This is a genomic window from Ruegeria sp. AM2 (assembly GCF_056540685.1).
The window spans coordinates 13,418-38,146 of the sequence record NZ_JBQFXE010000007.1 but is presented as its reverse complement, the minus strand read 5'-3'; the positions used below and the strand labels follow the sequence as shown (position 1 = coordinate 38,146).

21 protein-coding genes and 1 tRNA gene are annotated in these 24,729 nt (G+C 55.8%); 13 read left to right on the top strand and 9 right to left on the bottom strand.

Annotated elements, in window-relative coordinates:
• Positions 1 to 45: 45 nt before the first annotated feature.
• Both ACR0CR_RS13685 and ACR0CR_RS13680 read right to left on the bottom strand, forming a co-directional pair.
• The gene (locus tag ACR0CR_RS13685) at positions 46 to 405 is read right to left on the bottom strand and encodes a hypothetical protein (protein WP_480599939.1); all 360 of its coding nucleotides are present in this window, start codon (positions 403 to 405) and stop codon (positions 46 to 48) included.
• A gap of 10 nt (positions 406 to 415) precedes the next feature.
• A complete protein-coding gene (locus ACR0CR_RS13680; RefSeq protein ID WP_480599937.1) occupies positions 416 to 1,177 on the bottom strand; it encodes a DUF6478 family protein in 762 nt (253 codons plus the stop codon).
• A 243-nt stretch (positions 1,178 to 1,420) separates the two neighbouring features.
• On the opposite strand from ACR0CR_RS13680, the gene ACR0CR_RS13675 reads away from it, so the two are divergent.
• Genes ACR0CR_RS13675 through ACR0CR_RS13660 form a run of 4 tightly spaced genes read left to right on the top strand, consistent with a single transcriptional unit; the run spans position 1,421 to position 7,657 of the window.
• Entirely contained in the window at positions 1,421 to 4,516 is a 3,096-nt protein-coding gene (locus ACR0CR_RS13675) for an ABC transporter transmembrane domain-containing protein (protein ID WP_480599934.1), read from the top strand.
• Positions 4,506 to 5,405: a CPBP family intramembrane glutamic endopeptidase gene (locus ACR0CR_RS13670; protein ID WP_480599932.1), complete on the top strand. Its 900-nt coding sequence runs from the start codon at positions 4,506 to 4,508 to the stop codon at positions 5,403 to 5,405. Before ACR0CR_RS13675 ends, ACR0CR_RS13670 begins: the two co-directional genes overlap by 11 nt.
• A 60-nt stretch (positions 5,406 to 5,465) precedes the next feature.
• Entirely contained in the window at positions 5,466 to 6,386 is a 921-nt protein-coding gene (accD, locus tag ACR0CR_RS13665) for an acetyl-CoA carboxylase, carboxyltransferase subunit beta (protein WP_480599929.1), read from the top strand.
• Complete coding sequence (locus ACR0CR_RS13660; RefSeq protein ID WP_480599927.1) at positions 6,383 to 7,657, top strand: bifunctional folylpolyglutamate synthase/dihydrofolate synthase; 1,275 nt, start codon at positions 6,383 to 6,385, stop codon at positions 7,655 to 7,657. Before accD ends, ACR0CR_RS13660 begins: the two co-directional genes overlap by 4 nt.
• A gap of 4 nt (positions 7,658 to 7,661) precedes the next feature.
• On the opposite strand, the gene zapE is transcribed toward ACR0CR_RS13660, so the two are convergent.
• Positions 7,662 to 8,720, bottom strand: coding sequence for a cell division protein ZapE (gene zapE / locus ACR0CR_RS13655; RefSeq protein WP_480599925.1), 1,059 nt, complete (start codon positions 8,718 to 8,720; stop codon positions 7,662 to 7,664).
• Positions 8,721 to 8,866: 146 nt separating this feature from the next.
• Between zapE and ACR0CR_RS13650 the strand changes: the two genes are divergently transcribed.
• Entirely contained in the window at positions 8,867 to 10,105 is a 1,239-nt protein-coding gene (locus tag ACR0CR_RS13650) for an MFS transporter (protein WP_480599923.1), read from the top strand.
• Between the two features lies 1 nt (position 10,106).
• On the opposite strand, the gene ACR0CR_RS13645 is transcribed toward ACR0CR_RS13650, so the two are convergent.
• The 5 genes from ACR0CR_RS13645 to ACR0CR_RS13625 form a co-directional block, all read right to left on the bottom strand.
• Positions 10,107 to 10,727: an HAD family hydrolase gene (locus ACR0CR_RS13645; RefSeq protein WP_480599921.1), complete on the bottom strand. Its 621-nt coding sequence runs from the start codon at positions 10,725 to 10,727 to the stop codon at positions 10,107 to 10,109.
• A gap of 84 nt (positions 10,728 to 10,811) precedes the next feature.
• Positions 10,812 to 11,267, bottom strand: a complete 456-nt coding sequence (locus ACR0CR_RS13640; RefSeq protein ID WP_480599918.1) for a YaiI/YqxD family protein — start codon at positions 11,265 to 11,267, stop codon at positions 10,812 to 10,814.
• Complete coding sequence (gene sthA, locus ACR0CR_RS13635) at positions 11,264 to 12,724, bottom strand: Si-specific NAD(P)(+) transhydrogenase (protein WP_480599916.1); 1,461 nt, start codon at positions 12,722 to 12,724, stop codon at positions 11,264 to 11,266. The genes ACR0CR_RS13640 and sthA overlap by 4 nt, the downstream gene beginning before the upstream one ends.
• Positions 12,725 to 12,727: 3 nt before the next feature.
• On the bottom strand, positions 12,728 to 13,561 hold the full coding sequence (gene fghA, locus ACR0CR_RS13630) for an S-formylglutathione hydrolase (protein WP_480599914.1): 834 nt from the start codon (positions 13,559 to 13,561) through the stop codon (positions 12,728 to 12,730).
• 103 nt (positions 13,562 to 13,664) lie between these two features.
• Positions 13,665 to 14,594, bottom strand: coding sequence for an AEC family transporter (locus ACR0CR_RS13625; RefSeq protein WP_480599913.1), 930 nt, complete (start codon positions 14,592 to 14,594; stop codon positions 13,665 to 13,667).
• Positions 14,595 to 14,752: 158 nt separating this feature from the next.
• Here ACR0CR_RS13625 and ACR0CR_RS13620 point away from each other — a divergent pair, with 158 nt between their 5' ends.
• Positions 14,753 to 15,370, top strand: coding sequence for a TetR/AcrR family transcriptional regulator (locus ACR0CR_RS13620; protein WP_480599911.1), 618 nt, complete (start codon positions 14,753 to 14,755; stop codon positions 15,368 to 15,370).
• Positions 15,371 to 15,385: 15 nt separating this feature from the next.
• Here ACR0CR_RS13620 and ACR0CR_RS13615 read toward each other — a convergent pair.
• Positions 15,386 to 15,470 (bottom strand) — tRNA-Leu (locus ACR0CR_RS13615).
• 321 nt (positions 15,471 to 15,791) lie between these two features.
• Here ACR0CR_RS13615 and ACR0CR_RS13610 point away from each other — a divergent pair.
• The 7 genes from ACR0CR_RS13610 (at position 15,792) to ACR0CR_RS13580 (ending at position 24,635) form a co-directional block, all read left to right on the top strand.
• Positions 15,792 to 16,220: a hypothetical protein gene (locus ACR0CR_RS13610; protein WP_480599909.1), complete on the top strand. Its 429-nt coding sequence runs from the start codon at positions 15,792 to 15,794 to the stop codon at positions 16,218 to 16,220.
• Positions 16,221 to 16,223: 3 nt separating this feature from the next.
• Positions 16,224 to 18,233, top strand: coding sequence for a dynamin family protein (locus ACR0CR_RS13605; protein ID WP_480599907.1), 2,010 nt, complete (start codon positions 16,224 to 16,226; stop codon positions 18,231 to 18,233).
• Positions 18,234 to 18,364: 131 nt separating this feature from the next.
• Positions 18,365 to 19,921, top strand: coding sequence for a P-loop NTPase family protein (locus tag ACR0CR_RS13600; RefSeq protein ID WP_480599905.1), 1,557 nt, complete (start codon positions 18,365 to 18,367; stop codon positions 19,919 to 19,921).
• Between the two features lie 38 nt (positions 19,922 to 19,959).
• Entirely contained in the window at positions 19,960 to 20,361 is a 402-nt protein-coding gene (locus ACR0CR_RS13595; RefSeq protein ID WP_480599903.1) for a hypothetical protein, read from the top strand.
• A gap of 23 nt (positions 20,362 to 20,384) precedes the next feature.
• Complete coding sequence (locus tag ACR0CR_RS13590; RefSeq protein ID WP_480599901.1) at positions 20,385 to 21,239, top strand: hypothetical protein; 855 nt, start codon at positions 20,385 to 20,387, stop codon at positions 21,237 to 21,239.
• 70 nt (positions 21,240 to 21,309) lie between these two features.
• Positions 21,310 to 23,352 (top strand): dynamin family protein, encoded by a 2,043-nt coding sequence (locus tag ACR0CR_RS13585; RefSeq protein WP_480599899.1) that lies wholly within the window; start codon positions 21,310 to 21,312, stop codon positions 23,350 to 23,352.
• Positions 23,349 to 24,635 carry a dynamin family protein gene (locus tag ACR0CR_RS13580; protein ID WP_480599897.1) on the top strand — a complete coding sequence of 429 codons (1,287 nt, stop codon included), beginning with the start codon at positions 23,349 to 23,351 and terminating at the stop codon, positions 24,633 to 24,635. Before ACR0CR_RS13585 ends, ACR0CR_RS13580 begins: the two co-directional genes overlap by 4 nt.
• The last annotated feature ends 94 nt before the right edge of the window (positions 24,636 to 24,729 follow it).

Genomic DNA, 24,729 nt, shown 5'->3' with positions numbered 1-24,729 from the left:
AGATAGATTGACAGTCCAAATATCAGTTTTCGCGCCTTCAAAAGGCTAGGTACCCGGCTTGTGAGTCTGACGGACTACGCGTTTCAACATGTCCAGTTCCGCCCGCAACAAATCAACCTCGGCCAAAAGGCTGTCTGCGGCGAGCAGGCCCGCAATGATTGTAAAGCTTCCAAGAGTGTCCTTGGTCGCCGCATCGCGAATGACTATGCTGTGCACGCCATCCGACAATGCTGTCGCTGGGACAGGTATTTGTACGGCCCATCCTTCGGGCACGGGATCGACCGTAACAGCCTCAATTTGTTCTCCGTGAAGGAACGCTTCGATCGACGGCTGCGTGTCGCTGGTAACAAGCCCTTCCCAAACAGCATTTTCAAACCGGGTCGGTGTCAGGATTGGTGGTTTCATGGCATGACTCTTACATATCGGCGCGGTGGTGACGACAAAACGTCAGATCGCGCAGGTCAATCCTGTTCATCGCGGGGTCTTGAATAATCACATCCAGCCACAATTTCTCTATTCTTCGCTCGTTCAGTTGCAAATGGGCAAGGTCGAAATCCACCGATGATGAGCGGTCCGACACGTCCAGCCCGCGCAGAACCTGTTCAGTGTTGGGTCCATGCTGGATGTTGAGCCTTGTGTAAACTTCGGTCGACCGTTCCGCCGTGATGGCGGCGTCCACGCGCATCAGATGCTGTCGGCTTAGATCCCGAGCGACATCCGCAGGCAGTTCAACTGAAAGCGAAACGAAAGAGCCTGCAAAATTAAAGATTTCCAAAGCAAGACCAAAAGGAGCAAGATCGCGGTCACTGCGGTTTCGGATCTGATGCAGCGAGATTTCGGCCAGATTGCAATCGTGAAACAAGGTAACCTGCCCGTCCATCTTGGCCTTGCGCGGAGCTGACGCCAGACCAGTCCGGTTCAGCGGCTCGCGCCAGATATCAGGACGCCAGGACCAATCGGTACCCAGAGGTTTCGGAAACTGAACAGAGCCGACTAGAGGGCGGGTCAACCGTCCGTCGGCCTTTTTCAGAAATCGGTTCAATGCCAGATTGAGATGCCTTGCCTGATCGCGCTGGTTGCGCAGATCTGGCAAAGCAGCGTCGCCCGCCGATTGGCCGGCCCGCTGCCACCGCGCCAAGGTTTTTCCATTAAGGTAGCGATCCAGAATTCTGTTCATGATCCCTTTTCCCCGAACCCGTTCCGCTCTTTAGATTATCAACAAACCAGGGACAAACCCCGCTGTTAGCATTGGAAATGAAAATTACCCAAAAGTGAACCTTACCGCGCAATGCGAATGGAAACCGCTTGCGGACGCATCCACATTTCTTGCATTAGGATGGGCCGCAGCTTACCGTCTTCTTTCCGCCAGAGCAGACCGGCACTGACCCGGCACAATACGTAGTCACAATGAGGCAGGGGCATGGAACCCACCCTATTTTCTTTCATCTGGAAGCACTCAAAGAAACAACAGTTGGTGCTGCTGGCACTGACGGTTTTGTCGTTTCCGTTTCTATATGCCTCGCTGGAATTGCCGAAACAGATCATCAATGATGCAATTGGCGCCCCTGCGAATACTGTGACGCTGTTGGGATTCACGGTGACTCAGGTTCAATACCTGTTGATCCTCTGCGTTGCGTTTTTGGCCACCGTTGTCGCCAGCGGTCTGATGAAAATGCGCATCAACACGATGAAAGGCATTTTGGCCGAGCGGATGCTGCGACGCCTGCGGTTCACTCTGATCAATCGCACCATGCGGTTTCCGAAATCCTATTTCGCGACCACAAGCCAGGGCGAGCTTGTTTCCATGATTACATCCGAGGCCGAGCCGATGGGCGGCCTGATGGGCGATGCCATTGCCCAGCCGGTGTTCCAATTCGGTCAGATGATGACAATCGTCACGTTTCTGTTCATGCAGAGCGTTTGGTTCGGGCTGGCGAGCATCGCGCTCATCCCGTTGCAGGCCTGGTTGATCCCGAAATTGCAGCGACAGATCAACCTGTTGAATAAAGAAAGAATTCAGGAGGTCCGGCACCTGAGTTCTGAAATTGGTGAAAGCGCAGCCGGTATCAGTGATCTTCGAACCAATGGCGGATGGCGGTATCGGTTGGCCCAGTTCAGCCACAGGTTGGGCACTTTGTTTGAGATCCGGTTCAAGATCTACAACAAAAAGTTCTTCATGAAATTCCTCAACAATCTGATCACTCAGATGACGCCGTTCCTGTTCTATTCCGTCGGCGGGTATCTGGCGATCACAGGCGAGGTAACGGTGGGTGCGCTGGTCGCTGCATTGGGGGCATACAAGGACCTGAGCGGGCCGTGGAAGGATTTGCTGACTTATTATAATCAGGTGCAGGACATGTCGCTGCGATGGGAGGTCGTGACCGAGCGTTTTGCCCCGTCAGACATGATCCCCGAGCATTTGTTCGACGGCGAACCCGAAACCATACCACATCTGACCGGCGATATCGAATTGCGCAACGTGACCGTGCAGGATGACGACGGCAAAACTATTCTCGAGGATATTGATCTGACGATCCCGCAGGGCGCGCGGGTAGCGATCCGGTCGTCCCATGCCTCCGAGCGTGCCGCGCTAGCCCAATTGCTCACGCGGGAACTGTTGCCGGTGCAAGGAGAGGTCCTTGTTGACGGGCACAATTTGAAAGACTTGCACCAATCCGTGATCGCGGCCCGTTTTGGTTATGCCTATTCACGGCCTTACCTGTTTGATGGCACGTTGGGCGACAACCTGATGATGCCTTTGCGCACGCGCCCGCAGCATGAGGCCGAGGCAACAAAATCGCCAACGCGCCGACAGATCGAAGCAGTTCGCGCTGGCAATCCTCCGGATTCGCTCAGTGACGAATGGCTGGACCCTGGGTTGGCAGGGCTAAACAGCGTCGAAGAGATTCGCAATTGGTGGTTCGAACTGGTCGAAGCCATGGGCATTGATGAATTCATGTTCCGGCGCACATTGCGAACGCAATTTGATCCAAAAGTTCACCCGGTTCTGGCGCAAGAAATCGTCGAGCTGCGAGACGAAGTCGCCAAACGTCTTCAGGACAAAGGACTGGACGAATTCGTCTATCGGTTTGATCCCGACAAATTCAACCCGGCTGTACCTCTTGGTGGCAACCTGCTTTTTGCCTCGCCGTCCAAGGATATTGCTCCGGATATTCTGGCGGGCGACGGGAAGTTTCTTTCCATGCTCGCGAGACATGATCTGGATGATGATGCGCTCAGCATTTCAGCGGCCATTCTGGGCATCCTCAATCAGACCTTTGGTCGCGACGGGGCGGATCACCCATTATTTCTTAGGCTAGGCATGTCAAAAGACATGTACCACCGATTGCTGGACATTCAGGAACGCCAAAAGACCAAGGGTGATGATGCGGTCGGCGACAGTGACCGCGCGCTTTTGCTGACCGTGCCATTCATGTTGACGGCCGAACAGATCGGTCCAAGCTTTCCCGAGGAGTACAAAGAGAAAATCCTTTCGATACGGCGGAATCAATCGGAAAAGCTACGCCGGACGATGGGGGACATGTTCCTTCCTATTCGCCCCGATGCATATGTCCCGCGGCTGACCGCCATGGAAAACGCGCTGTATGGGCGCGTGTCACTGATGGCGGGCGCAAAAGCGGATGAGATTGAGGACGTCGTAGCCGAAGCGATGAACGAGGCCGGTCTCCGGCGTCGCGTGGCGGCCATAATCTATGACTTGCCGTCGGGATTGGGTGGGAACAACCTGCCGACGGTGTTTCAAGAACGGGCCGCCTTTTCCCGGGCCGGCATCAAACGGCCTGACATCCTGATCCTCGACAAGATTCTGGCCAGTCACGATTCAGAAAGCCGTCTGAGAACCCGATTGAAATTGCGGGAGTTGCTGCCGGATTCGATCATGATCTTCATGGAGGATCACTTTGCCCATCCTGAAGCTTATGATCTCTTTATTGATGTGAAAGACGGTCGAATTGATGGCGTGTCCCGCACACATGTCGAAACAGAGGATACCGCGTCTGACGACCTTAGCCGCAAGCTCAAGATCATCTCTTCGACCGAGTTGTTTTCACGCCTGGATGGTCGAAACCAACGTTTGCTTGCGTTTTCGGCACAATGGTACGAAGCGGCCGCAGGACAGACCATATTTTCCCGTGGTCAGGTTCCGGACGCGGCATATCTTTGTATTTCGGGGCAGGCGCGTTTGGAGTGGATGGAAGAAAACGGGCAAATGCGCGCGCTTTCAACGATCGAGCCTGGGCGCCTGATCGGTGATCTTGCAATCATTACGGGCGAAACCCGACAACTGGACCTTGTGGCCGACACCGATTGCGCGTTTTTACGGATCGGAGCAGAAGAATTGCGCGCTGTCATCGAAAGTGATGCGGGGGTTGCGGTTCAGCTATTGGTCACTGTCGCAGGATATTTGACGACCGCCGCTGAACGCCTGCGCGACAGCAATACGCCGATCAGCACTGATGACACTATTCCATTGATCAGGACTGACGATGGCGTCTGACGGGCGGAGTACTCCATATTGCCGTCAGGAGCTGTTGCTGGTCGAAGCCCGAAAATATCCGGAAATCTGGCGTCTGCTTGTCGGTCTGGCGATCGTGTTGGCCGTCATCTTCGTGATGAATGCCGTGTTGCTGGCCGTGTTGGCGGGCGTTGGCCCAGAGGAAGAGTTGAACGAGGTGTTTGACGGTTCTTCACCGTTTGCCGTGCTTGTTGTTTTGACGAGTTTCGCCTTCGTCACGCTCGGCGTTTCGTTTGCGGCCCGTGTGGCTCAGCATAGATCGCTGTCTTCGATCTTCGGTCCATGGCAACTGGTGACGGGGCAGTTTTGGAGTGTGTTCAAAGCGTTGCTAGTGCTGGGCGTGGTTATTCTGATCTTACCGCCATATGGCTTTGGAGCACCGCTGAAGCCCAATTTGCCTCTGCCCAGTTGGATCTTGCTGTTGCCGTTGTCGATGGCCGCCGTGCTGATTCAAACCAGCGCCGAGGAAATCCTGTTTCGCGGGTATATGCAGCAAAGTTTGGCCGCGCGTTTTAACTCGCGACTATTTTGGATGGGCGTTCCTGCAATCCTGTTTGCCGTTGGACATTATGATCCCACGGCGACCGGCGAAAATGCGGTGATGGTGGCAGTTTGGGCCTTTACTTTCAGCCTTCTGACTGCGGATCTGACGGCGCGGGCGGGATCGTTGGGTCCTGCTATCGCGTTGCATTTCGTAAATAATCTGACAGCGCTGTTGCTGATTTCCTTACCTGACACCCTCAGTGGCCTAGCCCTGTTCCACCTTCCGTACGATGCCACGGATTCCGAGGCCCTTAGACCCTGGCTAATCGTCGATTTCGCAATCATGATTGTGGGATGGCTGGCGGCGCGGCTTGTGCTAAGGCGCTGATTGCAATTCCTTCCGTTGCGTCTTATTTGACGTCAACGCCGCACAAGCCAAGGTTCCGACATGAACTGGATCACAAACTACGTCCGCCCCCGGATCAACTCGATCTTCTCGCGCCGGGAAGTGCCTGAAAACCTCTGGCACAAATGCGATGAGTGCGGAACAATGCTGTTCCACCGGGAACTGGCTGAGAACCAGAATGTCTGCACACAGTGCGATCACCATATGGCGATCACGCCGCGCGACCGGTTCGGGCACCTGTTTGACGGCGGTATTTTCACCGAGGTTGACGTGCCTGCACCGAACGACGACCCGTTGCAGTTCCGCGATCAGAAGAAATACCCCGACCGGATGAAAGCCGCCCAGAAAAAGACCGGCGAAAAAGAAGCGATGTTGGTCGCGGCGGGTGAGATCGGGCGCACCCCAATCATCGCAGCCGCGCAGGATTTTTCGTTCATGGGTGGATCTATGGGCATGTATGTGGGCAACGCGATCATCGCGGCCGCACAAGAAGCGGTGAAGCTGAAGCGGCCCCTGATCCTGTTCTCGGCTGCCGGCGGTGCCCGCATGCAAGAGGGCATTCTCAGCCTGATGCAGATGCCGCGCACGACCGTCGCGGTGGAAATGCTGAAAGAAGCAAACTTGCCCTACATTGTCGTTTTGACTCATCCCACCACGGGCGGGGTTACCGCGTCCTATGCGATGCTGGGTGATGTACACATTTCCGAGCCTAATGCGCTGATCTGTTTTGCGGGTCCTCGGGTGATCGAACAGACCATTCGTGAGAAATTGCCGGAAGGGTTCCAGCGTGCAGAATACCTGCTGGATCACGGGATGTTGGACCGGGTCACAAAACGAACCGAGATGCGAGAAGAGTTGATCACCATCACACGCATGCTGATGAACCAGGCGCCTGCGGTCAAAGGTGATCTGCCCGCACCCAAACCCGAAGAATCTGCAGCTGAGGAAGCAGGTCAAAAATGACGGGTCAGTCGTCGGACGTCATCCTGGAGAGGATGATGGCGCTGCACCCGAAGATCATTGATCTGACATTGGACCGGGTTTGGCGGTTGCTGGATGCACTGGGCAATCCGCAAATTAAAATCCCACCCGTGATCCATATTGCCGGAACCAACGGCAAAGGTTCGACCCAGGCTATGATCCGCGCGGGCCTCGAAGGGGCAGGGCTAAGTGCGCATGCCTATACGTCGCCGCACCTGGCGCGCTTTCACGAGCGTGTACGTCTGGCAGGCGCGTTGATAACCGAGGCAGATCTGACAGCCGTTCTTGACGAATGCTATGCTGCCAATGGCGGCGCGGATATCACGTATTTTGAGATCACCACATGCGCTGCACTGCTGGCCTTCAGCCGTGTTCGTGCGGACTATACCTTGCTTGAGGTCGGTCTGGGTGGCCGCCTGGACGCCACGAATGTCATTGGTGAACCTGCGGTCACGGTCATTACGCCTGTTTCCATCGATCATGAACAGTTTTTGGGCGACACCCTGGGAAAAATCGCAGCCGAGAAGGCCGGGATAATCAAAGCAGGGGTGCCTTGCATCGTCGGGCCTCAGTCGGATGAAGCTTTGGAGGTCATCGAATACACCGCCGCACGGCTTGGCGCGCCCTTGTTTGTGCATGGCCAGCATTGGCATGTGCATCAGGAAAACGGGCGATTAGTTTATCAGGACGAAACGGGACTTCGCGATTTGCCGATGCCGAACCTGTTAGGCGCACATCAAATTCAGAATGCTGGTGCTGCGCTGGCGGTATTACGGCATTTGAATCTGGGTGATGACGCATACGAGGCCGCGGTTACCAAGGCCGAATGGCCTGCGCGGATGCAGCGGCTCAAATCTGGCCCATTAGTCGACCAGGCCCAAGGGACAGAGCTATGGTTGGATGGAGGCCACAATGCCGCTGCCGGTGTTGCACTGGCGGATGTTCTGGCGGCCTTACCGACGCGCCCGACGCATTTGATTTGCGGAATGCTGAACACGAAGGATGTGACCGGGTATCTCAGGCCACTTTCACAACAAGCGGCGAGCCTGACAGCTGTGTCCATCCCCGGTGAGACGAACACCTTGAGCGCCGAGGAAACGGCGGCGGCTGCCGCAAAGGTAGACCTGCCCGCTCAGGTTGCGGGGTCTGTTTCAGAAGCATTGGACGACATTCTTCACCAAGAGCCGAGTGCACGGATTTTGATCTGTGGTTCGCTGTATCTCGCCGGAAACGTACTTCGCGAAAACGGGTAGGTCGCTATCGGCCCCAATCCTGATCCTGCATCTCACGCAAGCGCGATGCGGTGCGTTCGAACTCGAACGTGCCCTCGCCTTCGACATACAGCATTTCGGGTTCGGCGGCGGCGGAACAAATCAGCCGAACTTTTGCTTCGTACAATGCATCGATCAAGGTCACAAAGCGTTTGGCTTCGTTGAAGTTATTGCGGGACAGTCTGGGGATGTCCTCAAGCACCAAGACCTTTAAAGCCTCGGCAATTGCCAGAAAATCTGCAGGTCCCAGCATACGCCCGCACAGGTCATAGAACGATGCGCGCGCGACCCCATTGCGAAACGCGGGCAGAGTCACTTCGCGCCCTTTGACATTCAGGGACAAGGGTTCCGCAGGCCCGCCAGACAAATCTGTCCAAACCGCCCGAATTTTCGCCCTGGCCTCAGGCCCGATCGGGCAGAAATAGACGGGTGATCCCTTAAGCCTGTTTTGTCGGTAATCGGTTGGCGAGACCAATTCCCAAACCTGAAGTTCTTCCTTGATGTGTTGGATGAAAGGCAGAAACAGTTGCCTGTTCAACCCATCCTTATAAAGGTCATCTGGGTGCCTGTTCGAAGTGGTAACGACGACCACGCCACCTTCGTGCAACAGATCAAACAACCGACCGACGATCATTGCGTCAGTTATGTCGATGATCTGCATTTCATCAAAGGCCAGGACACGCGCCGATTGAATGACCTTTTGCGCGACAGGGATCAGCGCGTCTTCGACCCCATCTGCACGGGCCTGATGCAGACCGCTGTGGATTTCTTGCATAAACGCATGAAAATGCACCCGTCGACATGGGACACCGTCAAGGGTTTCAACAAACATATCCATCAGCATCGACTTGCCGCGCCCGACGCCACCCCAAAGGTAAAGGCCCTTTGGAGACGGTGGAGCCTTGCGAAAAAAGCCGCGTTTGACCGGTTCCTTCAACGCGGAACGAATGCGGTCGAAATGAGGTAGAACCGCTTCTTGCGCGTCGTCTCGCGTTAGGGTGCCTTCCGCTATGCGGGCCTCGTATAGGGCAATCGGATCCGTCATACCCGAGGCATAACCTCCGCCTCTGGTGTTGAAAAGAAACCTTTTCTTCGACACATCAATTTTGCTTATCCAGGCGCGCAAAACTCCTGAATTGACCAGCGATGTGATCCGAACGACAACAGTCGAACCAAAGCCTCGGAGCCCCAATGCCGCAATATAGCCGATTGTTGAACCCGATTCTGGTCGTTGGGTGCATTGTCATTACGGTCAGTTTCGCTGTGCGCGCGTCCTTCGGGGTGTTTCAGATTCCGATTGCGGATGAATTCGGGTGGTTGCGCAGCGACTTTTCCATGGCGATTGCGATTCAGAACCTGGCTTGGGGGATTGGTCAGCCGATTTTTGGGGCCATTGCCGAAAAGATTGGGGATCGTCGCGCAATCATAATCGGGGCCTTGACCTATGCGGCGGGCATGGTCCTGTCCGCTTGGTCGGTGACGCCATTTGGCCATCAGATGTATGCTTGGTTGGTCGGATTCGGTATCGCCGGAACCGGATTTGGGGTGGTGCTGGCCGTGGTAGGGCGCGCCTCGTCTGATCAGAACCGGTCTATGTCGCTGGCGATTGTCACAGCGACAGGCAGCTTTGGTCAGGTGGTCGGTGCCCCCATGGCCGAATGGATGCTTTCATTCATGCCTTGGCAGCAGGTTTTCATTTTGTTCGCGATTGCCATTCTGGCCCTAATTTTGACATTGCCGTTCATGCGCGCGCCTCAGCAAGTCGGAAAAGCCGAGCTTGAAGAGAGCATGGGTGCGATACTGAACAAGGCCATTCGTGACCCCTCATTCTCGCTGATCGCGGTCGGGTTTTTCAGCTGCGGCTATCAGCTGGGCTTTGTCACAGCGCACTTTCCGGCCTTTGTTACCGAGATGTGTGGTCCGATTCAGCCCGGGGGTGTGCTGCATTCCATCGGCATCACGACCACATCAGCACTGGGGGCGATTGCGATTTCGCTGATCGGATTGGCCAATATCGGTGGAACGCTTTTGGCGGGGTGGGCCGGGAACCACTTTCCAAAGAAATACTTGCTGGCTTCGGTCTACACGGTCCGAACCATCGCGGCAGCGGCGTTTATCGTCTTTCCCATCACGCCGTTTTCGGTGATCGTGTTCTCTCTGGTGATGGGATCTTTGTGGTTGGCCACCGTTCCGTTAACCTCAGGCCTCGTCGCACATCTCTATGGATTGCGGTACATGGGCACGCTCTACGGGTTAGTTTTCCTAAGCCACCAGATCGGCAGTTTCCTGGGAATTTGGCTGGGGGGCCGGATGTATGACCAGTACGGCGACTATACCGTAGTCTGGTGGATTGGTGTCGCAATCGGCGCGTTCAGTGCCATCGTTCATTTGCCGATCCGCGAGCCGCGGCCAAATGCAGCGGCGGCTTAAGCTAGGCTGCTTCCTCGGAGGACAACAAGCCTTCGGCGACCAACCGGTCCGCCCATCCCTGCGATGTTTTGAAGTGATGCGTCTGCCAGCCGCGCGCGCGAGCCGTTTCAATGTTCTCCTTCCGGTCATCCGCGAATAGCAGAGAACTCGGCGGCAGGCCGCAATCCGTTTCGACCATTTTGTAGATTGGTTGATGCGGTTTCACGGCTTTCATTCGGCCTGAAACATATTGCCGGTCAAATTCGTTTAAAAACGGGTAAACGGTGGTCGCATAGTCAAAATTCTGAACGCCGAAATTCGTGAGCGCAAACACCGGAACACCATTGGCCCGCAATGCGCGTTGAAGGCGAACAGAATGGGGGATCGCCGGCGAAGCGAGCTCGATCCATTTATCGTGCCACATCCGAATCTCATCGCGCCAGTCTGGGTATTTTTCAGCCCAGTCATAGATCGTATCGGTAAAATGATGCCCTTGATCGACCAGGTCATTCATACCGTGCAGGTCAACCTCGGCGAACATTTCGCGGCGACGGTCCTCACCTATCACCTGATCATAGTAGCGCTCGGGCCGCCATTCGATCAGGACATTTCCGATATCGAAGATGACGGCTTCAATTGGCATGATCTGTTCCTGTTCTGAAAACCCGATTTGACGGACTGAACCAACCGTTAGAGGATTCTGCAAGTCCCGACGGCGTTGATCCGATCAAGGGCGTTGCGCGGCGCGCAGTTCCCGCTCCAAAGCGTCCAGAAACCGCGACCGATCCGCCTTGCTGAACGGCTTTCCGCCCCCGCCTACGCCAAGCGGGTTGGAGGCGCGGATATCGGCCATCAAATCGCGCATGGCAAGTTGTTGGCCTATGTTTGCGGCCGTAAACACCTCGCCATTTGGGCGCAAAACGCGTGCACCAGCTTCAACGCATTTTGCCGCCAGCGGAATGTCCGACGTCACCACGACGTCACCCTTTCCGCATCGCTCTGCGATCCACTTATCCGCCTCATCAGCGCCTTCGGACACGACAACAACTTGCACCAGAGGATTGGGCGAGGGCCTGAGGCCCCCGTTCGAGACCAACTTCATCTCGACCTTGTGGCGGGTGGCGACCCGTTCGGCCTCGGCCTTTACCGGGCAGGCATCGCCATCAACAAAAAGGGTCGTCACGCCTGTTTCGCCCGTTTCTCGACCGGTTTGTCTTTAGCAGCTTTCCGCACCTTGAATTCGTCCGGGATCGGCATGCGGTTGAATGCGTCCAAACCGGCGATTTTATAGGCCTCAGCAAGCGTCGGGTAGTTGAAGGTGTTCTGAACGAAATAGTCTACCGTGCCTTTCAGGTTCAGTACGGCTTGCGCGATGTGGATCAATTCTGTCGCACCTTCGCCTACGATCTGCACACCCAAAACCCGTCGGGTTTTCAACGAAAACAGCATCTTGAGCATACCATGTTCCAGACCCATGATATGCCCGCGGGAAGTTTCCCGGAAGCGTGCCACACCGACCTCATAGGGGATACCGCGTTCTTGCAACTCTTCCTCGGACATGCCGCAGGTCGAGATTTCAGGAACAGAGTATATACCGTAAGGATACCATGGGCTTTCGGGGAGAGTCGGCGTTTCAAGCGCATGGCACGCCGCGACGCGACCCTGTTGCAATGAGGTCGATGCCAACGAGGGGTGACCGATCACATCGCCGGTGGCATAGATATGCGGCACCGAAGTCTGGTAGGTTTTGCGATCCACGTTGATCCGGTTGCGATGATCCGTCTCGATCCCGACAGCATCAAGGTTCAAAGCCGAAGTCGCGCCCATGCGACCTGCTGCGAACAAAAGCATTTCTGCGCGGACATGGCGGCCATTGTCCAACGTGACCTCGACATGAGAACCCGCGTCCTCGATTTTCTCGACCGCAGAACCCAGCCTCAAATCTACACCGTTTTCGCGGATCTGGTGGGTGAAGTCGTGGATCAGTGTCTTGTCGATGAAGTCCAGAAAAGACTCACGCGGCTCAATCAGGGTCACCCGAACATCTAAGGCCGAGAACATGGTGGCGTATTCCACTCCGATCACGCCCGCACCAATCACGCAAAGCGACCGGGGGATGGCTTCCATTTCAAGAAAGTCGTCGCCGTCCACGATGGTTTTGCCATTAAACGGAACATAATCTGGCCGATAGGTTTTGGTGCCTGTTGCAATCAAAAACTTGGCAGCGGTCAAACGGGTGGTTTCCCCGGCATCTGTTGCGACCTCAATCGTTTGCGGGCCGACGAACGTTGCCAGGCCGTTCAATGTTTCAACGTGATTGCGATTGAACTGATGCTCAAGAACATCGACCTCATGATCCAATGTCATGTGCAATCGCGCTTTCAGATCCTCGGCGCGGATCTGGTCCTTGACCCGGTAGGACCGGCCATAAAAGCTGCGTTCGCGCCAGCCCGAAAGGTTCAGAACGGTTTCCCGAAGGGTTTTGGAGGGGATGGTGCCGGTATGAACCGAAACGCCGCCAAACCTGTCCTTGCGGTCAACGACCAGGACCCGCCGCTGCAACTTGCCCGCCTGAATTGCCGCCGACCGTCCCGACGGGCCCGATCCGATGATGATCAGATCATAGTCAAATTTGCCCATGCATCAGTCTCCGTACAGCGCCTCGGCGTGGAAGGTGACGTGGTCCTCCATGAAGGTGGACACGAAGAAATATGAATGATCGTAACCCGGCTGCAATCGAAAGGTGGCTTGTTGGCGACGCTCTGCAATCGCCTGCGCCAAAGTTTCCGGGCGCAACAGGTCGATAAACTGATCATTGGCTCCGGTATCGATCAGAACGGGTCCGTCAAAACCTTGTTCGCGCATCAGAACTGATGAATCGTGCTTTGCCCACGCATCGGGATCGTCTCCCATATATGCGCTCAGTTGTTTGCGGCCCCAATCCGCGCCTGTCGGATTTGAGATCGGTGCAAATGCCGAAACCGAGCGGAAGCGACCCGGCAAGTTCATTGCCAGTGTCAATGCGCCGTGCCCGCCCATGGAATGCCCGGTTATCCCTTGCCGTTCCTCATCAACAGCGAAGTTTTCCGCCAGCAGGGCAGGCAGTTCCTCGGCCACGTAGTCCCACATGCGGAAATGCGGTGCCCAAGGGGTCTGGGTTGCATTGACATAAAAACCGGCGCCTTGGCCCAGGTCATAGTCTTCGTGGTCCGCAACGCCTTCGCCACGCGGCGAAGTGTCAGGAAAGACCAATGCGATGCCCTGTTCCGCAGCCCAGCCTTGAGCCCCGGCCTTAGTCATAGCGTTTTCGTGGGTGCAGGTCAGGCCGGACAGATACCAAAGTACCGGCACCGGGCCATCTTTCGCTTCTGCAGGAAGAAACAAGCCAAAGGTCATGTCGCAGCTGCAGGATGAAGATGCGTGGCGGTAGACACCCTGCACACCACCAAAACACGCGTTTTCAGACAGGGTTTCCATCAGGTAGCCTCCTCAGATTGCGGTTGCGCCATCGCTAACGCTCCGCAGCGCTTACGTAAAGTGCAGTTGAATCGGACAGCGCGTTTTTTGCTGATGAAGAGGATCACATTGCGCTGACCCAGCCAATAACCAGGGGGACGGTCACAATACTGATCATGGTGGAAAGCAAGATGGCCGCTGACGCCCGCTGCGGTGCGACCTGGTAGTGGGCGGCCAGCATATAGACGTTGCCTGCAACGGGTAGGGCAGAGGCCGCAACCGCGACCATCGCCGTGAACGGCGCGACCGGCACCACCCAGATGACCATTGTGGCGACACAAAGCGGATGAAGAACCAGTTTGCAAAAGCTCAGCCAGCCAGCGATCTGAACGCGTTCGGCAGATTTGGTTGCCAGCGAAGCTCCGATGGCGAAGAGCGCGCCGGGAGTGGCCGCCCCGCCCAGAATCGTCAAAAAATCTATCACTGGCGCAGGCACGGGAATGCGCAGAGCAGACCAGATCATCCCCGCTGAGATCGACAGAATCATGGGGTTTCTCAGCAGTCCTGCCCCAATCTGGCGCAACGTGTCTATGTTCAGCCGCCCACTACTTCCTCCATTCATGAGAATGACGATCAGGGAGGAGAAAACCACAAGATCAACGGTCAGCAACAGCATCACCGGCCCGATTGCAGCTTCGGTGAACAACACAGCCAGCATCGGCAGGCCCAGAAAACCCACATTTCCTATTGCCGCGCATTGCGCCTCGACCGCTGCGGTTGGGATTGTCAGACCCCGGCTGTACGCGACCAATGTCGCGACGGAATAGACCGCCGCAGTCCCGATCAGGTAGCCAACGACAAGGCGACCGTCAAATATCTGCTGAAAGGGCAAAGTGGCCGCAAATCGGAACAGCATGGCCGAGAGCGCGAAGAAAAATACGAATTTGGTCAGATATGCGGTCGCCTGTTCAGGAAAGAACCGGCTGCGACCGGCCCAGTACCCAAGGCCGACGATTGCAAAAAAGGGCAGGGTGCGCAAAAAAATCTCGACCATGAACAGGGTGTTAGCACGGATTCTGTTAACTGCAAGCGCAAGGATCACAAGGGTTTGAAGTCACGTCAGCCACTCAAATCCCGGCAAGTCGCGAGAATCGTTGAAACTGAACCACTCGGTTTATAGATTCGCTGTAAAAGCTCAGCCAAGGGGGAACCATGACGCAAGCCGCCACCATCCATCGCACCGGCCGCAAATTCGATCAGGTATTGCGGGGTGCCCGAGAGGTGTTCATGGCGGATGGGTTTGAAGGTGCCAGTGTTGACGACATCGCGCGCGCCGCAGGAGTGTCGAAGGCGACCTTGTATAGTTACTTCCCTGATAAACGCCTGCTTTTTACCGAGGTCGCTCAGACCGAATGCAGCCTGATGGCGCAGCGTATTATCTCGATGATCGATGAGACCAAACCCGCGCGTGAAGTTCTTACAATTGCAGCGACGCAACTCACCGCGTTTTTGTTGTCAGAATTCGCGCAGCAGGTTTTTCGAATTTGCGTGGCCGAACGCGACCGGTTTCCGGAACTTGGTAAGGCGTTTTATGAGGCTGGTCCGCAGAACGGACAAAGGCAGATGGCAGCGTATCTAGAAAAAGCTGTCGCCAAAGGTGAACTAGTGGTTGAAGACGTTCACATGGCAGCTGAACAGTTTTCAGAACTGTGCAAAGTCGGTTTGTGGGGCCGCGCGGCATTCGGCATTCAGACCAGTTTCAGCCAGACTGAAATTGACGCAGTCGCCATGCAAGCGGTCGACATGTTCATGGCCCGTTACGGCGTTTAAACTGAATTGAAAATATGGTGCGGGTGGAGGGACTTGAACCCCCACGCCTTGCGGCGCCAGAACCTAAATCTGGTGCGTCTACCAATTTCGCCACACCCGCAACCCGATGCAGCCGCATCGCATTGAGGCGGTGCATAGCAAAGCTTGTGCGCGAGTGCGAGAGCTAAAATTGGTAATTCGACTGCTTGACGCCCTTGGGATGAAAGGAAATTCAGCAGCGGGGCTGTTTTCAGCTTTAAGTTGATTAAGACTGCTGCAAGCGCAACCACAATTGCGCCACATTTCAACCCCCAAAAAATCTTATTCGCGTCAAAATAACACCCCGGTGTTCGTTGTTGATTGTCAGCAGGAGTTAATGAGTCTTTTCGCCACATGGCACCATACGAGTTCCTGCTCAACTCCAACACAAGGGTCTCTCATCGTGACCGATCATGTTTATACTGCTGCCGCCGAGCAAGACGCTGTTTCGCTTGCTCGTGAAAGTTTCATAGGCGAGCTGAAATCGCTGAACCGGGACTATCCCGGCACAGGGTTTGGCATCGCACTCCGGACACATTCCGGGGAACGGTATCTGATGGCGAATGCCAGAATGCCGCTGCCTGCACATAAGTCTCAGGATTTTCCGACGGGTCGACGCGTGGCCTGTCTTGAAAATGGCGATCGATTCAGCTCGATCGAGGTGTTGGCTGACGCCCATTCCTATGACTCGATATCACCCCGGACCGAAGCTGCGATTCTGGGTAATGCATTGGACTTGATTGCGCGCATCGATTCGACCTCGGGCCTGCCGACCGGTGGAATGCCGGATGTTTCGGCGGCTCATATGGCGGCAACAGGAACCGGAGGATAATAAATGGCGCGCAACGACCACCTTCTGTCCGTGGGAAATGAAGCTCTGTCACCAATGACAGAGGCGATGTCCGCGTTGACGACTCAGATCGACCAATTGACAGAGGTGGCGGATGCGCGCTCCTCGGCGCGTCTGGCCACGCTGAAGACGCGCATGGAGAATTTTAACGCCAGCGTCACATTTGTGGGGCAGGTGAAGGCCGGGAAGTCCTCGATCGTGAATATTCTGGCGGGCAGGCCAAACCTGCTGCCATCCGATGTGAACCCCTGGACGTCCGTTGTCACGACGCTGAACATCAACACCCGCACGCAAGGGGAAACCAGATCGAAATTCACCTTCTTCGAACAAGAAGAGTGGGACAACCTCATGGTTGGTGGCGGTCGCCTGGGCGAGTTGGCGAACCGTGCCGGCGCTGACGATGAGATGGACGATATTCGTCGCCAAATCGGCGAGATGAAGGCGAAATCCGAAGAACGTCTGGGTAAACACTTCGATCTGATACTCGGCCAAAGTCACCAGTACGACTACTTTGACGAGGAACTGATCCAGCGATATGTCTGCCTCGGTGACGAAGACGATCCGGATATCAACCCTAAAACAGGACGGTTTGCCGACGTTACCAAGGCGGCAGAGCTGTTTATGGACATTCCACAATACCCGATTTCGCTCAAACTCTGCGATACGCCGGGTGTGAACGACACATTCATGGTGCGTGAGCAAATCACTCTGCGTAGCCTGCGTGGATCCGAGGTCTGCATCGTTGTTCTTGCGGCCAGCCAGGCGCTGACCACTATGGACATGGCGCTGATGCGGATCATTGCGCAGTTCGAAAACCGGCAGATCATTCTGTTCGTGAATCGGATCGACGAATTGTCTGACCCGGTGAACCAAGTGCCGGAAATTCGCGACCGAATTCAGGACACGTTGAAACAAAACAACATCGACACAAACACCAGCGTCGTTTTTGGCAGCGCGCTATGGGCCGAGGCCGCATTGACCGGAAACCCGGACATTTTGACCGAAGATTCGCGCGAGGCGTTGAATACTTTCTACCTCGCTGCCGGGTTCGGCGATCAGGCTGCCTCGCTGGACAAAATCTGGGCGCTGTCGGGCCTTCCAGACCTTTTGTTGGCCATGAACGAACGGATCGCCGAAGGGGCAGGAACGCGCTTGCTGGATCGCGTGCGTCACCGGGCACGTAACATCGCCAGCCAGATCCGGGCGGGTGCGGTCGCCAAGACGCTTTCGGGTGGTGAAGGTATTGTGCGTGAGCTAGACGGTGCCACTCCGGAAGAGGCGATTACCACCGTATCAGATGAATATGACAAGAAGGTCGCCGAGCTTACGACAAAGCTTCGCACTAAAGTGCTGGAACGGCTTGCGTCGGCCGAGGAGAACTTTGTCAAACGCGCGACCGACTCGCTGATCTCTCATCTGGAGAAAAGCGGAGAACAGGGCACATGGCAATACGATCCCGCGGGTCTGCGCACTTTGCAGAAAGCGGCCTATTTCAGCTTTGCCCGTTCTATGCGTAAAGAGGCCGGGGCGCTTTATTCAACAGCCGCTTCGGACGTTGAAAAACTGTATCACAAACTGCTGGGCAATCATCTGGGCGAGTTCAATATCGAAGCTCCGATTGTCCCACGTGTCCCGCCGCCGCTGGGGATCGGTCGGACTATTGCGCTTGACCTCCAAAGTACGTGGTGGCGGCGATGGTGGCAGCGGCGCAAAGGCTTTGAAGCATATGCTGCAGATTACACGCGCCTGATCGCATCCGAGGCGAATTCGATCACCAAGGATCTCGAAGAAAATCAGATCGCGGCCGTTCTGGAAAACGTCCGGGCAACGCTTGCGGACTTTTTGCAGGAACAGAAAGACACGCTTCTGGCCATTTCCCGCACGGGTGATCAGACCGCAGCAGATGCGGCCATGGCCGCAGGTGTGCAACCGAAGAAGTCGCGCGATGACATTTTGGGCGACATCCTGAAAGACCTCAGTAACGAAGCAGCATAAGAAGAGTTATGGTAAAAGATTCACAAACCCGCTTCGTCTCTCCCAAGGCCTGGAACCGCATCGAGCAGTGGTCCCGCCGCAAACCCGTGTTTGCACTTATGGGGGAATTCAGTGCAGGAAAGTCCACGTTGATGAACTTTCTTCTGCGCAAACAGGCATTGCCCACACAGGTTACGGCCACTCAATTGCCGCCGATCTGGTTCAGCTGGGGAAACCAATCCGCATACATCAAGCGTCACGATGGCAGCACACAAGACATCTCGCTGGACGATCTTGATCAGGTTGGCGTCAATGACGCTCAGTTTGTGCGCATTTTCCTGCAGGCTGATATCCTGGAAGCGGTTGATCTGATTGACACGCCCGGAATCTCGGACCCCAAGATTTCAACAGATGTCTGGAGACGCGCGGTCGGTCAGGCCAACGGGGTTCTGTGGTGCACACACTCTACCCAGGCTTGGCGTGAGACAGAGCGTGCGACCTGGGTCGCGCTGCCTGAGCGTCTACAAAACAATTCGCTCCTCTTGATCACCCGGGCAGATGCGTTGGGTCAGAAAGACCGTCAAAAGGTTCTGCGGCGCGTTAACCGCGAAGCCGGGCACCTGTTCAATCGCACAATTCTGTTTTCCGCGCGCGATGCGATAATCGCGCGAGACAAAACCGGGGACGCGGAAACATGGGCGCGCAGCGGTGGCGGCAAGATGGTCGACAGCTTTCTTGAGATTACCGAGCAGATCATGGACAGCCGTGCTGATCAGTTGGTGCGGTATCAGGTGGACAAATCTTTGTCTGATGGACAGCCAGTCCAGCCGGTGCGGCCAGCTGAATTGAAGGAAGATGCGGACACAAACGAGACACTGAAGCTTGTCGATCCTGTGGAATTCGCACCTGTCGCAGACGGCGATGATGTGATCACCAGTTTCCCGGTACGGCCCTCTCGGGTTGAACGGCGTACCGACGATTCAGAGCGCCCGCGCATAGATGCGGGCGAAGCCGAACGCCTGCGGGCTGAGATGGTGCCTGACGAACTTCCGCCCAAAGACGATCTGCGTGCGCTGTTTGCTGAAAACCCTTCGGACCCTCTGGATCTGAACGCTCTGGCTGATCCCGGGGTCGACGTGGACGAGTTCGACTTCATGGATGAAGACGAAATGGAGGGTCCGGGCCTGATTGTCGTTGGATCGGACGAAGATTCGGGCGCAGAAGATTTGGCCGAGAAAGGCGAAGTACCGGAAGAAGAACTTGCTCAACCAGATCAAGAACCGGAAACATCTTCCGAGATCGAGGCGTCGGTATCATCCATCACGGCCTTGTTGTCCGATCAAAATGCCGAAAACGACCAAGAATACGAACCAGAGCCGGAATCAAACGCCCTGACCCCAGCCCGAGTTGTGTCGATCGCCGAGGATCAACAGGAATCCGCGGATGTGCTAAAAACGTCTGATCAACCAGACGATACTGAGACAAAGGCCGACACGGGCCACCCGCTGAGTGCCTCGGCCATGTGGAGCGAGATTGTCGCCACCAAGTCTCTGCCGGATGACGCCAAGGGTCTGCAAAGCGCATTTGCCGCGTTTTTGAGCGAGTTCGACCAAATCGCCCGCGAACACAGCGCGCGCAGGCAAAAGGATGGCCCTAGCGTCATTCCAAATGCCGGTGAAAATGGCAGGCCGGAATGGCATGTTCTGTGATGTCGTGTTTCATATGAGCCAGATCACAAGGATCCCGGATGTCCATTGAAGCCGCGTTGACATCGGCAATCGATACCATACCCGACTGCATTGCAGCCGGGTATATTGATATGGAAACAGGCATGCTCTTGAGTTCGGTGACCGCAGAGCCGGATCAGGGCGATACGCTGGATACACTGGCTCTGGCCGCCGCAAACCTGTTTCAGGGACGAGGGGTAAGGGCCTTTGAGCAGTTGCTGAAGGATGCGGGAAAGGACAGTGCCGACAATCCGGGATTTGGAGAAATCGCGGTGTTTTCAAATAACCGTCTGCACATATTTCTGCGTACGCAAGCGTTTCCGGATCACGTCATCTGTTACATCTGCAAGGACAGCGCGAACATTGGGCTTGCGCTTACGAAATCACATCTCAGCCTGCCCGGCGTCACGGCCGCGGTTTAGACGGGACCAGAGGGGGTCACGGCATGGTGGATAACGAAATACTGGAAATGCTCGGTGACATTGGGCGGTCGTCGACCGCGCGGATGTCGCCTGCCATATATTTGCAAGGCGACAATGCAAACCTGCGAAGACAGGAGGTACTGGACGCTATCCGCGGCACGATCTTGCCCCGCCGACTGGAGTTCACAGCGGCTGATGGATCCACCCTGGCAATCGAGGTCAACAGTTCGCGCATCACGGATGTCTTTCGCTGCGTTGCCGGGCCGGTGCCTGACTTTGAAACCGAACCGCGCGCTGAACTGACCGGGAAGCTGGCCAAATTGATGTCAGATATTGCCACCGCGCCCGGCCCGTTGGAGCTTGTGTCGAAACGTCCGGATACAACGCTTGAGGCCGACGATGTCGGAATAACCTTTTCCGAGGTCGAAGCAGCGTGTGAGCAAATTGATCTTCCTGCGGAGCCTCGAATTTCCGTGGTGCCGGATACCCCGGTTGAAATCGCTTCGGACAGCACGGAAATTTCTGCGCTTGCAGAACGTTTCTTTGGCTCGACGGGCCGATTTGCCTTTGGCCGGGTATTGCTGAACGACGATGCGAACGACAACTCGCGTTTTGCCGGTTTGTGTGAACCTGAACAGCCTGCGCACCCGGATCAGTCGTTGCTAAGGGCATTTCTAGAGGACTTGTCAGGCTGGCAAAGCGACACGGATACGGCTTTGGACCACCCGCAATTGATTGTCATGCGCCCGTCCGGCGGCCAGGGCGCAGGTGTCGCCGTTCTTTGCGACGGCCACCAAACGGCAGTTGCTTTGCATGACGCCCGAAAACTGGGCGCAGTCGTTAACACTTGGAAATCCTTGCGGGACGCCGCCGAATAACCGCGTTCCTGCCTAATCTTGTCCTTTTTACGTAACTAATCCTAGAATACGAGTGACCAGGGTAAATCTAATGAGTGAAACGAACCGCCGCGAGCTTATTCGCATCGCCAACGACATGAACGGGTCCAGCAACGACGAGACCCGCCACTTTATCTCGCGCATTGTAGATGATCTTTCAAACCTGAAGCCTTCCATTGCGTTTGTCGGTCAGATAAAGGCAGGGAAATCCAGACTTATCAATGGCTTTACTGGGCAGGCGGAATATCTGCCTTCCGACGTCAATCCCTGGACGACAGTTATTACAGACATGCATTTCGGTCACCCATCGGGCCGGGCAAACGGTGCTGAATTTCACTTCTTCGACAATCGTCAGTGGCAGGCTCTGATCGCCGAGGGTGAAGAACTGCGCAACATGTTCCCCGATGAAGAGGACAGTTATAAGCGGGAAATGATCGAAGAGCAGGTCGAGGCGATGAAGACCCGCGCCAAACTTCGCTTGGGGGAAAGCTACAAACATCTGCTTGGGCAGCACCATGATTTGGATGAGCTGAACTCAGACGATTTGGCCCGCTATGTCTGTGCAGGCGATGATCCAACGGACGATGGGGCGTATGATCCGGGTTCGGACCGTGGCCTTTACAGTGACATTACCCGCAAAGCCGAGGTCTATTTTGAACTCGGCCACTTTCCGTATCCGATTACAGTTACAGACACGCCCGGCGTCAACGACCCGCTGCTGATCCGCGAAGAGATTTCGCGGCAATACCTGAAAGAGTCCGACTTTTTCGTCGTGGTCCTGTCGGCCCATCAGGCCCTGTCGCGCGCGGATCTGAAATTGTTCCGTCTGATGCAAGCGCTCGAACTGGGTCAGATTGTGGTGTTCGTCAACCGCGTGGACGAGCTTGGCGGCGGACCCGATGACGCTTCGAAAGTGCGTGCCGATGTTTTGGAGGGGCTTGAAAAGGGTTTAGGCAATGCGGATATCGACGTTCTTATGGGCAGTGCGCAATGGGCCCATTATGCGCTGACCGGCGACGAAACCGGTATTGACCATAATCAGGTTCTGGCGTGGCTAAGGGCCCATCCAGAACAGATGAAGCAATATCTGGACGGCGTCGAAGAGATCAAGCAAGGCCCCGGCCCGATCAGCCGTGATGGTGTGCTGCGATTTGCTGCGATGATTGCCTCTGGCCTTCCCGATTTGCGCCGACATGTCACGCGCGCCCTGACCGATGGTCCGCGAAACGAACAAATGCGTATGGCCTGGCAGCATTTGAACAGCTTTGCGCAAGGCCAGCTTGAGCGCAGCACTGCGCGGCTTCGGGCGTTAGAGGCTGAGCACAAGCCTGCAACCTCGGATTCGGAAGAAAGCAATAAGACTTTGTCCGACCTGCGGGCCCTGATTTCGGAAAAGGCCGAAGCGATCACCAAGGATATGGATGACGTTCTAGACAATCTGCGCGGCGTCATGGACGACACGGTGGCCGAAGCTGTCTCGATTGTTGTGCGGGGTCCAAATGGCCAATCGCCTTTGTTGGCCAAGGACGGTGAAACCGAGCTGAATTTTACCCCGCTGCGCGAGCGTATGCGCGAATTGGTTCAGGGTGCAACGCAGGTTGTTCGCCAGCGTATGCTGAGTGAACTTTACGCCATCGACATGCAAAGCAACGCTGCTTTGCGTGCGCTGCCGGGTTGGCAGGAACCCGTTGACAACCGCATGAACACGAGCGCCGTTCGCTGGTTCCGCCCTGATACCAGTGCGCTGACCCGTGGCATCACGGTTGAACTTCGCGTCACGTGGCTGTCGCGCCTGATCTCGCGCCGCAGCGTCTTGAACCGGGCGGAACGCATGATCGTACAAGAGTTTGAAATGATTGGCGATGATCTGGTGGATACAGCGCATGGCGATTTGTCAGAACGGCTGAAAACCGTACTGGACCATTACCTCGCCTTGTTGACCGGGCATCTGGAACATCGCGTTGACCCCGAAGGAGCCAACGCGCATGCCGACGCGCAACGTGCGGTTGACCAAGCCCGTCGTATCGTGGATGAATTGGAGTCGGTGGTTGGCGCAGCGCCGGCAGACACTCGACAGGCAGAGGCTGCAGAATGATTGAATTTCCCGGAACCGAACAGGAAGTCCGCCAACTGGAGCGCTTTTTGAATACGGCCGAGAAGGAACCCGCCACGGTTGAGCTGGACGAGCTGCGCGCGCGGGCGATTGCGCATGCGGAACGGCTGTCCAACGCGGTATCGATCGGGTTCGCCGGAGAATTTGGGGCTGGAAAATCCAGCCTCGCCAACATGCTGGCCGGTGCAGATATCCTGCCAACTGGTCCGCAGCAGCTAAAACTGCCGCTTGTCATCGTCGCTTTTTCAGAGACGCCGGAAACCACTGTTGGATGGTGGGGCAAAGAACCGAAAGTTTATTCGGGTATCGTTCTTGAAAAGGCCGCTGCCGCCGAGCCAGATTTCATTTCGGTCGGTTTGAACACCCCTGCCCTGCGCGAAATCTCTTTGTTCGATTTGCCTGGTGCTGGTGCGTTGGACGACACATACACTCAGACCCTGGAACTGCTGGAATATGTGGATTGCGCCATTTGGTGCACCAACGGCACCAATGCCTGGCGCGAAACCGAACGGCATTTGTGGTCTCAGGTGCCTCAGAAATTGCGCGACAACAGCCTATTGGCGGTTACACATGCTGATTTGCCACCTGTGCGTGACGCGTTGGACCGCGTTGTGTCCCGGTTGAACAAAAGTAAGGACGGTCTGTTTCAATCCGTTGTTCCTATCGGCACACCGGTGGCTGTTCGGGCCATGGCGCAGGAACCTGAACCGGATTTCGACCTGTGGGAAACCTGCGGAGGTCAAAACCTGGCCGAGCATGTCCTGCGGTTGGCCTGCGCGCATCGCCAGCAGGATCTAGACGCCGCGCGCAAGGACCTGGCCGATCATTTTTTACCCTTCCTCGCAGACCGCGAGGAAAACGTCGAAGGTTCAAGCGAAGATGACGGGCAGGCAGTTTATGCCGGTCTCGAAGCAGCGCTGCCTGTGTTGGACAACCCGATTCATGAAGACTGGCTTGCGGCCATAGCAAGTATCTATGAAGACCTGCGCGAAAACTCTGACATTGAGCCTGCGGCCTTTTTACAAAGCTGCCAGGAAATTGTTGAAGATTTCGCGGAGCGCCTGGAAAGCGGCACAGAGATCGACGCCGAAGCCGATTGGATTCCTGGCGAATTCGAGAAGGCCACTGACCTTCTGCTGCTGCTTCAATTCGAAAGCGGTGAGGCGCGGTTAAAGGATGCCATCAGCATTCTTGCACAGCTCAGCGACAGTCTGGCCTGGGCGGGAAGCACTGTGGCTTCCGCTCCCCCGCGCACCGGCACCTGATTTTCCCGCATGGATTGAGCCATTCAGTCGCGATTCGGTTCGTCCAGAATCACAACGCAATTGTTTCCAATCCATAGACCAACCGGCTTTTTTT